Origin of the sequence: Calidithermus chliarophilus DSM 9957 (assembly GCF_000430045.1) — a bacterium.
GTDB lineage: Bacteria > Deinococcota > Deinococci > Deinococcales > Thermaceae > Calidithermus > Calidithermus chliarophilus.
On record NZ_KE387027.1, the window covers coordinates 263,099 to 278,564 of the forward strand.

The window sequence follows — 15,466 nt, forward strand, 5'->3', positions numbered from 1 at the left end:
CGGGCTCGCTCTTGGCGGGCGCGGGGGCCGCGGCCGGGGCGCCGTCGCCCAGCGTCACCACCACCTGGCCGCTCTTGACCTCGTCGCCGGGCTTGACCAGCACCTTCTCGACGGTGCCGCCGGAGGGGGCGGGTACCTCCACCACGGCCTTGTCGGTCTCGAGCTCGAGGAAGGGGGCCCCGGCCTCGAGCTTGTCGCCTTCCTTCACCAGCACCCCCACCACCACGGCGGAGGCCACGTTGTCGCCCAGGTCAGGCAATTTAAGTTCGGTAGCCATATGCTCCTTTCGGTTTGCGCTAATGGCTGATAGCTCATAGCCGGTGGCGAGAAAGCTTTTGGCTATAGGCTATCAGCTCTCGGTGATCAGCGCTTGTGCGGCGCCTCCCGGCCGCTCTCGATGCCCAGTTTCTTGAACGCGTCGCTGACGGCCTTGGCGGTGAGCTTGCCCTCGCTCTTCAGGGCCGAGAGCGCGGCGGCGCTGACGTGCTTGGCGTCGACTTCGAAGAAGTCACGCAGCGCCTCGCGGGTCTCGCTGCGGCCGAAGCCGTCGGTTCCCAGGCTGTGGATGGGGCGCTCGAGGTAGCCCGAGAGCAGGTCGGGCAGGGCCTTCACGTAGTCGCTGGCCGCGACGATGGGGCCTTCGGTGGGGTCGAGCATCCGCGCGACGTAGGGCTTCTCGGGCTTGGCCGCCAGGTTTCCGGCCTTGCCGGTCGCTGACGCGATGCCCTGGGGGTCGAGCCGGTTGCGGCGCGCGGTCTCCATGGCGTCGTAGTAGAGCGCCTTGTAGCTCGTCACGCTCCACACGTCGGCGGCCACGCCGTAGCCCTCGAGCACCTCCGCGGCCTTGATGACCTCGTTCAAGATGGTGCCGCTGCCCAAAAGCTGCACGCGGGCCTTGGGCCGCTTGAGCTCCGACTTCTTGAAGAGGTACATCCCCTTCAAGATGCCCTCGCGCACCTGCTCGCGGGGCTCGGGCATGGGTGGCTGCGCGTAGTTCTCGTTCATCAGGGTGAGGTAGTAGAAGACGTCCTCCCCGTCCTTGTACATGCGTTTGAGGCCGTCTTCCAGGATCACCGCGAGCTCGTAGGCGAAGGCCGGGTCGTAGGCGGGCATGTTGGGGATGGGCAGGGCCTGCACGTGGGAGTGGCCGTCCTCGTGCTGCAATCCCTCGCCGTTGAGGGTGGTGCGCCCGGCGGTGGCGCCCAGCAAGAAGCCCTTGGTGCGCTGGTCGGCGGCGGCCCAGGCCAAGTCGCCCACGCGCTGGAGCCCGAACATCGAGTAGTAGATGTAGAAGGGGATGGTGGGGATGCCGTAGTGGGCGTAGGCGGTGCCCGCGGCGATGAAGCTGGACATGGCCCCGGCCTCGTTGATGCCCTCCTGCAACAGTTGCCCGGTCTTGGACTCGCGGTAGACCGTCACGGTGCCCGCGTCCACGGGCTCATAGAGCTGGCCCTTGGGGCTGTAGATGCCCACCGAGGAGATCACGCCCTCCATGCCGAAGGTGCGGGCCTCGTCGGGCACGATGGGCACGACGTACTTGCCGACTTCGGGGTGGCGCACCAGCTTGGTGAGCATGCGCACGAAGGCCATGGTGGTCGAGATCTCGCGCCCGCCGCTGCCGGCGTAGAACTCCTCGAAGAAGGAGGCGTCGGGGGTGTTGAGCGGGGTGAACTCGACCTTGCGCGCGGGGATCAGGCCGCCCAGGGCCTCGCGGCGCTCGAGCATGTACCGCACCTCGGGGCTGTCGGGGCCGGGGTGGTAGAAGGGGGTCTTCTCGAGGTCCTCGTCGGCGACCGGGATGCCCAGGAAGTCGCGGGCTTCCTCGAGGTCGTCGGGGGTGAGTTTCTTGACCTGGTGCGCCACGTTCTTGGCCTGCGCGGTGGGGCCCAGGCCGTAGCCCTTGACGCTGCGGGCGATGATCACCGTGGGGCTGCCCCGGTGCTCGACCGCGGCCTTGTAGGCGGCGTAGACCTTCTTCTTGTCGTGGCCGCCGCGCGAGAGGGTGAGGATCTCGAGCTGCTCGTCGGTGTAGCCCTCGATGAGCTTCTGCAGGGCGGGGGTGTTGAAGAACTTCTCGCGCAGTTCCTTGGCCCCGTAGGCCGCGTAGCGCTGGCTCTCGCCGTCGACGAGCTGTTCGAAGCGCTCGAGCAGCACGCCCTCGGTGTCCTTGGCCAGCAATTCGTCCCAGGCACTCCCCCACACCACCTTGATCACGTTCCAGCCGTTGCCGCGGTAGACCGACTCGAGCTCCTGGATCACCTTGGAGTTGCCGCGCACCGGCCCGTCGAGGCGCTGGAGGTTGGCGTTGACCACGAAGATGAGGTTGTCGAGCTCCTCGGTCGCGGCCACCCGCAAAGCGCCCAGGGTCTCCACCTCGTCCTGCTCGCCGTCGCCCAGGAAGGCCCAGACCTTAGCGCTGGACCTGGGCTTGAGGCCGCGGTCCTCGAGGTAGCGCATGAAGCGGGCCTGGTAGATGGCCTGCAAGGGCCCTAAGCCCATGCTGACGGTGGGGAACTCCCAGTAGTCGGGCATCAGCCAGGGGTGGGGGTAGCTGGTGACGATGCGCCCTGGCCCCGGCGTGAGGTCGCGGCGGAACCGGGCGAGGTCGTCCTCGCTGAAGCGGCCCTCGAGGAAGCTGCGCGCGTACACCCCGGGCGACATGTGGCCCTGGTAGAACACCAGGTCGCGGTCCATCCCGGCGCCGTGCCCGCGGAAGAAGTGGTTGAAGCCCACCTCCATCAGCTCGGCGATGGAGGCGTAGGTGGCGATGTGCCCGCCGATGCCGTCGGCCTTCTTGTTGGCCTGCTGCACGATGGCGATGACGTTCCAGCGCAGGATGTTGGCGATGCGCTGCTCGAGCTCGAGGTCGCCGGGGTAAGGGGGCTCCTGCTCGGCAGGGATGGTGTTGATGTAGGGGGTACGCAGCTTGTAGGGCAGCATCACCCCGTGCTTGTAGGCGTAGCGCTCGAGCGCCTCCACCAGCGCCACCACCCGGTCGCGCCCGGCGGAACGCAGCACGTACTCCAGCGACTCGAGCCACTCCTTGGTCTCCAGGTCCTCGAGGCTGATCTGCTCCTCAGCCGAGAGCTTGGCCCGCGCTTCGATGAGCTCTAGGTCCGTGATCATTTGACTTTCTCCCAAGCCTCAGATTACACCTCGAGAAGGGCCTTAAGATGGTGTGCGGAAAATATTTTTTGTTGGATGGAATAGGGTCGATGGCCGAACGCCGATAGCCGGGCACGGGTCGTACGTCGTACGCAAAACGCAAAACGCCGAACGCCAAACGCCAAACGCAAGACGCAAGACGCGAGACGTAAAACGCCTTGTCACCCCCCTTGGCAAGGGGGGCTGGGGGGATAAACCCTCCCCGCGCGCGGGGAGGGAAGAGGAAGGGTTCACCACACGCTACGGGCCACAAGCTGATAACTGACCGCTGACCGCTCACCACTCATCCCGACGCGCTATCTTCCTCCTGCAGCGTCATCGGACGTTCAAATTCGCTCTGCGGCACTCCACCCCGCCCGTATAATCCCCCATAGATATGGCGAGACCCGAGAGCGTCCCGGTGGTGCTGGCGGCTGCCCAGACCGATCCCGGACGCAAACGCGACCTCAACGAAGACTCGGTCAGCTACGAGCTGACGCCCTACGGGGGGGTCTTCGTTGTGGCCGACGGCATGGGGGGGCACCGCACGGGAGAGGTGGCCTCGAGGCTGGCCGTCGATCACATCACCGCCAACCTGCGCCAGGACTCGCCCTCCCCGCAGAACCTGGTCAAAGCCTTCGAAGCGGCCAACCGCGAGATCTACACCGCCGGGCAAGCGCCCGAGTCGCGCGGGATGGGCACCACGGCCACCGCGCTGTGGCTCGACCTGCCCTACGCCATCCTGGGGCACGTGGGCGACTCGAGGGCCTACCTCTACCGCAAGGGGGAGATGGTCCAGCTCACCAACGACCACTCCTGGGTGGCCGAGCGGGTGCGCCAGGGCGTGCTCACCGAGGCCGAAGCCCGCAACCACCGCTGGCGCAACGTCATCACGAACGCGCTGGGCTCTTTCCCCCAGGTGCGCGTGGACCTCATCGGCCTCAAGGTCGAGCCCGGCGACCTCTTCCTGCTGTGCTCCGACGGCCTGACCAGCGTGCTCGACGACCCGGTGATCGCCGAGGTGCTGCGCAACTACCCCCCCGAGCAGGCCGTGCCCCGGCTCATCGCCCTCGCCAACGAGTGGGGCGGCCCCGACAACATCAGCGTCCTGGTGGCCGCCGTCGGCCCGCACGTCCCCGCCCAGCAGCGGCCCTACGCTCTGGCGGTCGAGGCGGCCAAGGGGGGCCCGGTGAACTTGCAACTGGGCCAGGAGCCCGAGGGCGTCACCACCCAGGTGATCGAGCCCGAGCGGCCGAGGGGCTTCTGGCGCCGCTGGAGCAACTGGCTGCTGCTGCTCTTGTGGGGCGGGCTGCTGGCCTACGTCCTCTACAGCCAGTTCGGGCCGGGCAAGCCGATCAACCCTTGACCCGTGGGAGCTTCTCGAGCGCAGGGCAATCCCTGCGCTCGGCGGGTTTTCCTATGGAAGCTGCCGACAACCCATGATACCGGATTCAAAAAGATAATCATCTGATCCGAAGAGCCCCGGAGGCTATCTTTTTGAATCCCAGAGCACACCCTTCGGTCGGCCGCCCCGCCTTGGCGGGGCGGCGTCACCGTTCGGTGACGAACCAACCGAATCTGGTATGACAAGGCGGGCGGGTCTCATCTACCCGCCGCCGCACGGTAAGCTATAGGGCATGAACAAGGTGCACACCGACCAGGCTCCTCAAGCAGTAGGCCCGTACAGCCAGGCCATCGTGGCGGGCAACATGGTGTTCTGCTCCGGCCAGATCCCCCTGCGCCCCGACGGCACCCTCGAGGACGGCGACGTCGCTGCCCAGACCCACCAGGTCATGCGCAACCTCAGGGCCGTGCTCGAGGCCGCCGGCTCCTCGCTGGAGAAGGTGGTCTCCGCGACCTGCTTCCTGCGCGACATGAACGACTTCGCCGCCTTCAACCAGGTCTACAGCCAGTACCTCAGCGAGCCCTACCCCGCCCGCGTCACCGTGCAGGCCGCCCGCCTGCCCCGCGACGTGGCGGTGGAAGTGGCCTGCATCGCCGTGATCTAGGCGCCAGCCGCCGCCCCAGCCCCGCCTCGAGGTGGCCATGAAAATCCTTCACCCCACCGACTTTTCCCCCGCGTCGTACAAGGCATTGGAGCTGGCCCAGCACCTGCGGGGCCTGCTGGGCGGCAGCCTCACCGTCCTGCACGTGGCCGAGCCCCGCTACGCCAGCCCGGCGCAGTTCTTCAGCAGCGAGAACGAGAAGATCTTCCAGCAGGCCGACCAGGAGTGGCACCAGGCGCTCGCGCAGCAGCTCCAGGGCCTCGACCCCTCGGCCCAGGCCGTGCTCGAGGCCGGCAAGCCCATCCCCCGCATCCTGCACCACGCCGCCGAGCACGACCTGCTGGTGATGGGCACCCACGGGGAGGACAGCCTCAAGGACCGGCTCATCGGAACCACCGCCGAGCGGGTCATCGCGCAGGCCGAGAAGCCGGTGGCGGTGGTCAGCCGCGACACCCAGTTGCGCCGCTTCAGCCACCTCCTCGTCGCCACGGCGCTCGCCGACCCCTCCGAGCGGGCGCTGGGCCTGGCCTACGAGATCGCCCTCCGCAGCGAGGGCAACCTCACCCTGCTCCACGTGGTCGAGCCCGGGGCGGTGGGCGCCGACCAGGCCCGCCTGCACACGTTGGTGAGCTACTTCCCGGGCGAGGCCCGCGAGCGCATCCAGGTCGAGGTGCTGCCCTCCTCGGGCCCTCCCGAGGAAGCCCTGCTCGACTACGCCGAGCGCCACGGGGTGAGCGCGCTGTTCATGGGGCGCAGCCGGGGCAACCGCATGTTCGGCTCGGTGACCCGCAGCGTGCTCAACCGGGCCCGGGTGCCGGTCTTCGTCCACCCTTAGGCGATCCTTCACCCTCAGCGCCGGCTAATAAAACTTAACCCTCCCTCCTGCTCCCCTCATGTACGGCGCACTAGAATGCGGCCCATGAGGGCTGCTGTTTCCCTGCGTCATTCCAGGATCGGCCCGGGCCTGCTGGCCGGGCTGATGCTTTTATTCGCTGCCTGTACCCCCTCCACGCCCTCCGCCGCCGCCGTGGTCCGCGTGCTGTGGCCGCAATCCCTGACCCAGGTGATCCCGGTCAATGCCCAGAGCATCGTCGTCACCGTGCGGGCTGTGGGCAGCACGGCCGTCCACGACACCCTGACCCTCAACAAAGGCACCACCGAGGGCCGCGTCAAGGCGCCGGTGGGCCGGGCGGTCTTCGTGGCCCGGGCCTACGACCAGCCCGACGGCAAGGGCAACGTGCTGGCGCAGGCCAGCGCCGAGCAGGACATCGTCGCCGGGCAGAGCAACGAGGTGCGCCTGGAGATGACGCCGGTGGTGACGCGGGTCGAGGTCACGCTGCCCCAGGCCGGCCTCGAGGTGGGCGAGAACGTGACGGCCACGGCCGTCGCCACCGACGCTTCCGGCAGCGAGGTGCCAGCCACCTTCACCTGGACGTCGTCCAACCCCGCCGTCGCCACCGTGGACGGTTCCGGGGTGGTGCGGGGGGTGGCGCCGGGGACGGCGCAGATCCGGGCCACCGAGAACGCCAGCGGCCAGCAGGGCGAGGCCAGCCTCACCGTGAGCGAAACGATCATCGTCATCGGCAAGGTGGACGAGGGCTTCGACGCCGACAAAGCGGCCGGGGCGGTGGTCGGCGGCGAGGTCGCGGGCAGCGACCTCGAGCGCAAATTGGCGCAGCGCAACAGCTTCCTCGTGATGCCGCCCCTGGCGAGCCCGGGCTGGGGCCGCATGAGCTACAGCCGGGGGGCGCTCGAGCGCGTCACCGGCCTGGGGGCGGTGGTGGATCTCAGCCCCGGCGACATCCAGCTCCCCGCCGACGTGGACGAGGGCTTCGCCGTGGGCTTCTTCGCCAGCCCCGCCCCCACCAACCCCTACGCCAACTCCAACGTGCTGTTCCTGGGCTACGAGGGGCGCGGCCTCGGGGGGTACTACCTCGGGGTGGGGGGCGGGGCCCGGCCCGACCGGGTCCCCTTCCGCCACGCCCGGCGCCAGATCGTTACCATCGCCAACGACATGGGCGCCTTTTTTTATGCCGTGGACATGCAGGGCGTGCCCGGCGGGGCGGCCTACCCCAACATGCGCTTCCTGGGGGCCAGCACCGGTTGGTCGGGGCGGCAGATGTACTTCGGGCTGCACAACCGGGGCAGCTACGCGCACGCGGTGGTGGTACCCCGCCTCAAGATCGACGACTCGGGGCTGCGCAACTGGTGGCTCAGCGCCTTCCTGGCCGAGACCGGCACCGGCTCCGGGGCCCTGGGCGCCAGCGCGAGCACGGGCCAGCGCTGGAACCTCCTGACCGGGGAGATCGCCCGCACCGCCGACGGGCTCAAGGCCCCCTCGAGCGCCCCCGCCCGCGCCTACGTCAGCGTGGGCTCGAGCACCCCCTACCTGCTGGGCGCCCGCGTCAAGACCGGGAGCACGCCCGAGGCCGTGGACCTGCTGGTGCGGGTCCAGGACGCGAACAACTACCACGGCGTGCGCTTCTCCGCCGGCGGGATACAGATCTACCGGGTGAGCTCGGGCGGCAGCCCCCAGGTGCTCGCCCAGACCGGGCATAGCCTCGAGCCCGGCGGCACCCACGACGTGACGGTGCGGTTGGAGGGCAACGAGATCCAGGCCTGGCTCGACGACAAGGGCCCGCTCGTCGCCAGCGACGCCACCCGCAGCAGCGTCAAGAACGTGGGCCTGGGCTTCGACGGGGCCGGCGACTCGGCAATAAGCCGCTTCTTCGCGCACCAGCGCGAGGTGCCCATCCCCGCCAACCTCAAGCTCGAGCCCCCCGACGCGCCCAAAGCCAGCACCCCCGTCTGGACCGACGAGTTCAGCGGCTCGGGCTCCTTGCCGGGCCGCAGCAACGCGGGCAAGACCTGGGAGCACGTCTTTGGCGACCAGACCTTCAGCCTGGCCTCGGGCCGGGCCCGCGCCAGCAGCACCCTCACCGACTGCCTGCTCCAGGCCGTGCCCCACAGCGCCAGCCGGGTCCAGGTGGAGTCCACCATCGTCCAACTCTCCCCCCCGGGCACCGTCGCCTTCACCGGCCCGGCCGTCCTCGGCGGCGGGGCGGGTTCGGGCCCGCCCGGCAGCTACCTCGTCGCCATGCAGTTCCGCGACGCCAGCCAGGGAGAGGGCTCCACCGAGGTCGAGGTGCGGCTCAAGCCGGCGGGCGAATCGGAGTACATCTGGCGGCGCATCAACATGCAGGACACCCTCCGCAACGGCACCAGCAACTCCACCACCCTCTGGACCGACGGGGACTGGGTGGCCGTGTGGGTAAACAGCGAGCCCATCCTCTACCACCCCCTCACCTCCGACGAGCAGCGCATCAGCGTGGGCCGGGTAGGGCTGTACGACTGCTCGGTAGGCTATGGAAAGAACGAGTTCGAGAATTTGCGGATTTACTAGGTTTGGGGGGAAGCTGTCGATGGTCGATGGTCGATGGTCGATAGCTAATAGCCAATAGCTGATAGCCAAACGCGTGCTTTCCCCCGCCAGCGGGGAGGGGAAAAGGAAAAAGGCGTTCGACGCTCGGCCATCGGCGTTGAGCTATCGGCTATCGGCTATAGGCTATCGGCGTTTAGCGCTCAGCGTCTCGCGCACGACGTAAGACGGTAGAATCGCACTGATGGATAGCCAGACCTTACTCGAGCGCTTCTCCGCAGGCGACCCAAGGGCGCTGGCCCGGGCCATCACCTGGGCCGAGTCCGGGCACCCGGCGGGCGCCGAACTGCTGCGCTCCCTCCGGGGGCGGGGCAACAGCCGGGTGGTGGGCCTCACCGGCAGTCCCGGCGCCGGCAAGAGCACCCTCACCGACCGGCTCATCGAGGAAGCCCGCAAGCGCGGCGAACGGGTCGCCGTGCTGGCCGTAGACCCCAGCAGCCCCTTCACCGGCGGGGCCATCCTGGGCGACCGCATCCGCATGATGCGCCACCACCAGGACTCGGGCGTGTTCATCCGCTCCCTGGCGAGCCGGGGCGCCCTGGGCGGCCTGGCGGGCGCGGTGGTGGGCGCGCTGGCCCTGCTCGAGGCCTTCGGCTTCGAGCGCATCTTCGTGGAGACGGTGGGCGTGGGCCAGAGCGAGGTGGACATCGCCCGCGTCGCCGACACCACCGTGCTGGTGCTGACCCCGGCGGCCGGCGACGCCGTGCAGGCTTTCAAGGCCGGCGTGATGGAGATCGCCGACGTGTTCGTGGTCAACAAGTTCGACCTCCCCGGCGGCGAGCGGGTGATCCAGGAGCTCAAGACCACCCTCGAGCTCGCCCCCGCCCGCCCCGGCGGCTGGAAACCCCCGGTGCTCAGCGCGGTCGGCTCGCGCGGCGAGGGCATCACCGAACTGCTCGACGCCATGGACCAGCACTACGCCCACCTCCAGGAGCACGGCTTGCTCGAGGGGGGGCGGCTCGAGCGCGCCCGCTTCGAGGTCGAGAGCGTGATCCAGGAGTGGGGCCGCCGCCGCACCCGCGAAGGCCAGGACCTCATCGCCCAGGTCGCCCACGGCGAGCTCACCCCCGAAGCCGCAGCAGCGCGGCTGCTGGGAAATCCTGAGCTGAGCCGGTGATACCGGATTCAAAAAGATAATCATCCGATCCGAAGAGCCCCGCAGGCTATCTTTTTGAATCCTAGTGCACTCCCTTACGGTCGGCCGCCCCGCCTTGGCGGGGCGGCGTCACCATTCGGTGACGAACTAACCGAATCTGGTATGAGCTGTAAGCGGGCAGGCGGTAGCCGTCAGCTATCAGCTTTCAGCCTTCCGCGGAAGGCTCGTGGCGTGTGGTGAAAGGAAGCCCTCCCCGCGCGCGGGGAGGGGTTATCCCCCTGGCCCCCCTTGTTAAGGGGGTGAAGAGCGTTTGGCGTTGGGCTATCGGCTATCAGCTATCGGCTATCGACCATCGACAGTCCCCCTCAAGCCCGAGCCCGCTCGAGCTCCTCCAGCTTCTCCCGCAGCGCCGCCGCACGGTCCTTCAGGGGGATGCCCGAGGGGTTTTGCTGCTCGTGCTGCAGGATCGCGAGGGGGTGGATGTGGTGCTCGTCGGGGTTGCCGAAGAGGGAGTTGAGCAGCTCGAACTCCTCCTGCGAGCGCAGCGAGGCGTCCTCGCGGAACATGTTGAGGTAGGTCCACTGGAACTGCGGCTCGCTCACGGCGCCGCCCAAGTAGGCGTCGAGGAGGCGCTTGTAGGGCTCGAGGTTGCTGTTGCCCCCGGCCCGGCTCGGCTCCACCTTCACGTCGGGGAGGTGCTTGGCGAAGAGGGGCTCGAGGTTCTCGAGGGTGATGCTCCAGTTGTCGAGGTCGAAGAGGGGCTGCCCGTCGCGGAAGAGGATGACCTGCGGCGAGTGGTGGGTGATCCCGGTCAGCTCGGCCACGCGGTTGGAGGCGGGGCGGTGCTCGACGACCTTGATGATGCCCACCGCGATCTCGGGGCGCTCGCGCAGCATGCGCTCGACGTTGCCCCAGCCCTGCATGGTCTTGTGGCAGGTCCCGGCCTTGAAGATGGCGACGACGGGCTGGCTCTTGAGGAATTGCTCGACTTCCTCGGGGGTGGTGAGGGGGTGCATCCGCTCTCGCATAACGCCCTGAGTCTAGGGGGAGCGGGCCAGGACAATCGTCAGCGAAGACACGGCCCCGGCCCCCCGGCGTTGCTAAGCTTCCGGGGGCTGGAAGCCAGGAGGAGTGCCGGATGGAGTTGCTGCTGTGGATCGCCGTCGGGGTTGTCGCCGTGCTGGCGCTGGTCTTGGTCCTGCTGTTCACCTCGCCTTTTTACGACCCCTTCAAGCCGAAGGACCAGGAGGGCGGGGGCGGGGAGCGATAGGCCGCAGGGCCTGTGGGTTCAGCCGGTCGTGCCGGCCTCGCCCGTGCGGATGAACGCGGCGACGTGGGGGTTGCGGCGCAGCTCGAGCAGGTCCTCCTCGGTGGGGAGTTGGGGCCGGTCGCGCTCGCTGTTGACCAGGCACAAGAAGCCCAGCGGCTCGTCGGCGGCGGCGTGGAACTGGTGCCAGGTGAGCGGGGGGATCGAGACCAGGTCGTGCAGGTGCAGGTCGTGGATCTCCTCGCCCACCAAGCAGCGGCCCCGGCCCCGGATCACCATGACCGCGTGGACGTGCCGGTGGCGCTCGAGGGTGGTGTGGCCGCCCGGGGCCACCTCGAAGTAGCGCCACTGCGCCGCGAGCTCGGGGTCGGCGAAGAGCACCTGGCGGGTCACGTCGCGGAAGGGCGCGGAGCCTTCGGCCTTGTACTCCAGAACCTCCACCCCGTCCCAGCGGTGGCCGCCCAGGTGGGCCCGCTTGTGCTTGGCTCGAGTCACCTTCATCCCCGACAGCATACCGTGGGGCCTTTTAGGCTTTAGCTACCCGCTCGACAAACTCGCGGCCGCGCTCGAGCAGCTCTTCCCCCGCCGATAGCAGCGCCCCCCCGATGAGGAGCAGGGTGTCGGGGCCGTAGACCGCCTTCATCTCGGGCACCCGCTCGAGGCCCATCCCCCCGGCCGGGACTGGCAGGGCGGGCCGCAGGTGGCCCCAGGGCCTGCGGGCGTTGGCGGCGAGCTCGAGGCAGGTTTCGCGGCTGTAGCTGAAGCGCCCGCCGTAGTTGGGGTAGATCACCGCGTCGGCACCGAAGAGGCGGAAGAGCTTGCCGAAGAGCAGGGCGGGGTGGATGCGCTGCCCGGCGAAGGCCGGGTGGGCCAGCACCGGCATCCCGATCTCGCGGGTGAGCTCGCGGAAGAAGGGCAGGCCCACGATCATGGGCTCGAGCATCACCGCCCCAACGCCCTCCTCGCGGGCGATGCAGGCTTGCTCGAGCACCTCCTTGGGGCTGCCCTGGAGGTTGGGCACGTAGCAGGTGCGGCCGCCGGTGATCCGGTTGGCCTTATCCACCGCCTTATTCACAGCCCGCACCCGCTCGGCGAAAGGGGCGAAGCGCTGGTTGGCGAGGCCGTGGTCGTCCTTGACGAAGTCGAGGCCCGCCAGGGCCAGGGTGTGGGCCAGCTCGGCGAGCTGCTGTGGGCTCAGGCCCTGCGGCTTGAGGGCGGTGCAGGTGAGGGGCCGCCCCCACACCCCCACCCGCTCGCGCAGCCCCGCCACGCCGAAGGCGGGCCCGGCGAAGGCGGCCAGCAGCGCGGGCGGGAGCTCCACGTCGTAGAGCTCGACGTCCTCCTGAAGGGCGCAGTTGCCGAAGAGCATGTTGAGCAGTTGGCCCGCCTCGAGCCCGGTGGTCTCGAGCGCGAGCGTGAGGCGCACCCGGAAGAGGTCGGCCCCCAGGGGCTCGACGTGCTCCACCCGGCCCAGCAATTCCCGCACGATCCAGGGGTCCCGCACGGCGGAGGGGGGGAGCTCGAGGCTTTGCTCGGTCGCGAGCGCCGCCGCCCGGGCCTCGACGTCCTCGGGCCTGCTGCGGAGGTGGTAGGTCGCGGTGAGGCGCTCCATGAGGGGTGATTCTACTGTGCCGGGGCCCGCTCGGAGGTGTAGTAGAGCAACAGTGCCGCCGTCGCGAGCGCGCCCAACGCGTGCCAGAGGGCGTGGCCCTGGAGCCAGCTTCGCGGGTCGCACAGGGCCCCGGTCGCGTCGAGCGCCCACAGGGTGAAGGCCAGGGCGTACAGCGCCAGGCCGCCGAGGAACAGGCCGGGGCGCAGGCGGGGCCGGTGGCGGCCCAGGTGGCGCAGCTCGAGGCCGATGGCGCCCAGCAGCGTTGCGGCGAAGAGCCAGCGGCGCAGGTCGGGCCAGAACCACAGCGCCAGGGCCAGCAGGGCCACGCTGAGGCCGTAGGCCACGCCGAACAGGCGCCCGGGGCGCAGGCGGTACAGCAGCATCAGCACCGCCAGCAGGTACATCCCCAGCACGTCCCAGAACTGCCCGGCGAAGCTCAGCGAGGCGTGGTAGAAGGCGCTGCCAAGGCCGATGAGGAGGGTGGCGAGGACGAAGTAGGGGCGGTAGGGGTGGAAGGGGGAGGGGCTCGAGGGCTGCCTCAGGGCCCAGAGGCCGACGAGCACGAAGGCCAGCGAGGAGAGTGTGTTGGCGGGTTGACGCACCCAGGATTCGGCACGGACGGCTTCGCAGAAGCAGTCGGGCACACAGCTCGCCGCCCGCCAGCCCTCCCAAAAGCCCGCCGGGTTGTCCATATCCCTGCCAGTGTACCGCTGGGGTTTGGTGAGCGTGGTTCTCGTGTGCTTGTTGTGTTGGTGGGGGAGGGGCGTGTTGTGGTGCTGTGGTTTGGCGGGGACTGCTCCGCCGTCGGGGGAGCTAGGGGGAGGCGATTCCACATCACCTCCCCCTCAGCTCCCCCGACACCCCCGACACCCCCTCCCTCGTGAGCCGCGGATTCACGGCCGGGGCGGGCAGCGACCACCGAGCAAATGTCCCCTGGGGAGTGGGGCTGTAGTTGGCTTACGGGCCGGGCACAACCCCAGTGGATGATTAATCCCAAAGGGCGTTTAGCTATCGGCTATCAGCTATGGGCTATCGACCATCGACCATCGACTATCCATCCCCCCAATGCTCAGGAAACCGTGTGCCGGGGAAGATGCTCTGTGCCTCGTGCAGCAGGAGGTTGCGCTCCCTCGAGCCGTAGCGGTCGGAGAGGTGGAAGAGGATGAGATCTCCGGCGCCGGATTCCTTGGCGAGGGTGGCGGCCTGGACGTTGGTGAGGTGGTAGTTCTTGTGGGCGAGCTCGAGGTCGGCGTGGCGGTACTGGCTCTCACACACCAGGGTCTGCACGCCCCTCAGCCAGGGGATCAGGCGCTCGAGGGCGGTCTCGTCGAGGCGGAAGTCGGTGAGGTAGGCGATGGAGTCGCCGGGGGATTCGGTGAGGAGGGTGGCGCGGAGGGTGGCGAGGTCGTAGGCGTGGCCCTCGACCTCGAGGCTGTGCTCACCGGGCGCGGGCTCCTTGAGCTGCTTGAGCCAGGCCCCGGGGGGCAGGCCCAGGGCCTCGAGCTTCTGCGGGTCGATGTTCTGGCGGGGCCTCTCCCGCAGGAGGTAGGCCAGCGAGGGGGTGCGGTGGTCGAGGGCCATGGCCTCGAGGGTGAAGTGTTCGGTCTCGAGCAGCAGGCCGTGGCTGGGGACCGTGCCCTCGTCGTGGGCGACGGCGAAGGCTTCGGGCAGCTCGAAGCGGTAGGTGTGCAGGTGGCGGGGGTGGACCTCGCGGACGCGCCAGGTGCCGCCGTGGTCGCCGGGGATGTTCCAGAGGTAGCCCTGCAGGCGGTGGTGGAGGATGCGGGCAGTGCCGGGCGGGCCCCAGGCGGTGACGGGCTCGGGGCGCTCGAAGGTGGCGCGGAAGAAGGGGTCGAAGCCGCCGACGTGGTCCATGTGCAGGTGCGAGAAGCACAGGTGGTCGACGGCCTGGACCTCGGCGTAGGGGAGGTCGGCGGTGCAGTCCTGGCCGCAGTCGAAGAGGAAGCGGCGCAGGGCGTGGCCGCTGTCGGCCCACACGAAGAGGGCGTTGTCGCGGCCGGGCGCGCCGAGCACCTGGAAGCGCAGGCTCACGGCGGGCCTCAGGGGCGGGCGGCCCAGGGGTTGGTGTCGACCTCGCCGGACTCGAGCAGCTCCGGCACCGTCACGAAGCGGTAGCCCTCGGCCCGCAGGCGCTCGATGAGCAGGGGCAGGGCCTCGAGGGTGCGGGCGCGGTCGCCGCCCCCGTCGTGCAGCAGGACGATGCTGCCCGGCCGGACCCGCCCCATCACGTTGTGCACGATGCTCGCGGCGTCGGCGCCGGGCTTGGTGTCGTCGGAGAGGGCCGACCACATCACCACCACGTAGCCCTGCTCGAGCGCGTGCTTAACCAGGCCGTTCTCGAGGTGGCCTCCCGGCGGCCGGAAGAGGGTGGTGCGGACGCCGGTGACCTCCTCGATGAGGGCGCTGGCGCGGCCGATTTCCAGGGCGGCGACCTCGGCGGGACTGGCGGCGCTGCGGTGGCTGTAGGTGTGGTTGCCCACGGCGTGGCCCTCGGCCACCACCTGCCGCGCGAGGTCGGGGTAGCGCTCGAGGTGCTGCCCGATCCAGAAAAAGGTGGCCTTGACGCCGTTCCGCGCCAGGATGTCGAGCACCGCCGGGGTCGAGCCGGGCCAGGGGCCGTCGTCGAAGGTGAGGGCCACCAGCCTCGCTTCCTCGGCGGGCTTGACCCGCCGCACGATGCGGGCGTCGAAGGCGTCGGCCACCTTGAGGCCGGTGGAGGGGTCGGCGGGGCGGGGCTGGGGCTCGGGGTAGCGGGGCGGCAGGGCCGCGGCGGGTTCTTCGGGGAGGGGTGGGCTCGAGGGCTGTGCGCCGTTTTCGGGCGCGGCGTCGGGGAGGGGCGGGGTAGGGGAGGCCCCGGACGAGGAGCCCGGCTCCACCGGCT

14 protein-coding genes are annotated in these 15,466 nt (G+C 69.4%); 6 read left to right on the forward strand and 8 right to left on the reverse strand.

Annotated features, from left to right (window positions below; all coding sequences use genetic code 11):
* Together MEICH_RS28180 and aceE are read right to left on the reverse strand one after the other, a co-directional pair.
* A partial coding sequence (locus MEICH_RS28180) for a biotin/lipoyl-containing protein (protein ID WP_157202952.1) occupies positions 1-277 on the reverse strand: 277 nt, incomplete at its 3' end.
* A gap of 86 nt (positions 278-363) precedes the next feature.
* On the reverse strand, positions 364-3,126 hold the full coding sequence (aceE, locus tag MEICH_RS0118305; RefSeq protein ID WP_157202899.1) for a pyruvate dehydrogenase (acetyl-transferring), homodimeric type: 2,763 nt from the start codon (positions 3,124-3,126) through the stop codon (positions 364-366).
* A 415-nt stretch (positions 3,127-3,541) separates the two neighbouring features.
* Here aceE and MEICH_RS0118310 point away from each other — a divergent pair, with 415 nt between their 5' ends.
* From MEICH_RS0118310 to meaB, 5 genes are all read left to right on the forward strand, one after another.
* Positions 3,542-4,510: a Stp1/IreP family PP2C-type Ser/Thr phosphatase gene (locus MEICH_RS0118310; protein WP_027893791.1), complete on the forward strand. Its 969-nt coding sequence runs from the start codon at positions 3,542-3,544 to the stop codon at positions 4,508-4,510.
* Between the two features lie 271 nt (positions 4,511-4,781).
* Positions 4,782-5,153, forward strand: coding sequence for a RidA family protein (locus MEICH_RS0118315; protein WP_027893792.1), 372 nt, complete (start codon positions 4,782-4,784; stop codon positions 5,151-5,153).
* Positions 5,154-5,190: 37 nt separating this feature from the next.
* Positions 5,191-5,985, forward strand: coding sequence for a universal stress protein (locus MEICH_RS0118320; protein ID WP_027893793.1), 795 nt, complete (start codon positions 5,191-5,193; stop codon positions 5,983-5,985).
* A gap of 84 nt (positions 5,986-6,069) precedes the next feature.
* Positions 6,070-8,553, forward strand: a complete 2,484-nt coding sequence (locus MEICH_RS29870; RefSeq protein WP_027893794.1) for an Ig-like domain-containing protein — start codon at positions 6,070-6,072, stop codon at positions 8,551-8,553.
* Positions 8,554-8,773: 220 nt separating this feature from the next.
* Complete coding sequence (meaB, locus tag MEICH_RS0118330; protein ID WP_027893795.1) at positions 8,774-9,706, forward strand: methylmalonyl Co-A mutase-associated GTPase MeaB; 933 nt, start codon at positions 8,774-8,776, stop codon at positions 9,704-9,706.
* Between the two features lie 344 nt (positions 9,707-10,050).
* Here the strand turns inward: meaB and MEICH_RS0118335 are convergent, their stop codons facing one another.
* Positions 10,051-10,713, reverse strand: coding sequence for a thioredoxin family protein (locus tag MEICH_RS0118335; RefSeq protein ID WP_245587710.1), 663 nt, complete (start codon positions 10,711-10,713; stop codon positions 10,051-10,053).
* Positions 10,714-10,823: 110 nt separating this feature from the next.
* On the opposite strand from MEICH_RS0118335, the gene MEICH_RS30530 reads away from it, so the two are divergent.
* Positions 10,824-10,955: a hypothetical protein gene (locus MEICH_RS30530; RefSeq protein WP_275052631.1), complete on the forward strand. Its 132-nt coding sequence runs from the start codon at positions 10,824-10,826 to the stop codon at positions 10,953-10,955.
* An 18-nt stretch (positions 10,956-10,973) separates the two neighbouring features.
* Here the strand turns inward: MEICH_RS30530 and MEICH_RS0118345 are convergent, their stop codons facing one another.
* The 5 genes from MEICH_RS0118345 to MEICH_RS25990 all read right to left on the reverse strand — a co-directional run.
* Positions 10,974-11,453 carry a cupin domain-containing protein gene (locus tag MEICH_RS0118345; protein ID WP_027893797.1) on the reverse strand — a complete coding sequence of 160 codons (480 nt, stop codon included), beginning with the start codon at positions 11,451-11,453 and terminating at the stop codon, positions 10,974-10,976.
* 25 nt (positions 11,454-11,478) lie between these two features.
* Positions 11,479-12,564 carry a RuBisCO large subunit C-terminal-like domain-containing protein gene (locus MEICH_RS0118350; protein ID WP_027893798.1) on the reverse strand — a complete coding sequence of 362 codons (1,086 nt, stop codon included), beginning with the start codon at positions 12,562-12,564 and terminating at the stop codon, positions 11,479-11,481.
* 11 nt (positions 12,565-12,575) lie between these two features.
* On the reverse strand, positions 12,576-13,256 hold the full coding sequence (locus MEICH_RS0118355) for a ceramidase domain-containing protein (protein WP_027893799.1): 681 nt from the start codon (positions 13,254-13,256) through the stop codon (positions 12,576-12,578).
* A 358-nt stretch (positions 13,257-13,614) separates the two neighbouring features.
* Positions 13,615-14,616, reverse strand: a complete 1,002-nt coding sequence (locus MEICH_RS0118360) for an MBL fold metallo-hydrolase (RefSeq protein WP_027893800.1) — start codon at positions 14,614-14,616, stop codon at positions 13,615-13,617.
* Positions 14,617-14,624: 8 nt separating this feature from the next.
* Positions 14,625-15,466 (reverse strand): polysaccharide deacetylase family protein (locus MEICH_RS25990; RefSeq protein WP_051304338.1); only part of this gene is annotated, 842 nt, incomplete at its 5' end.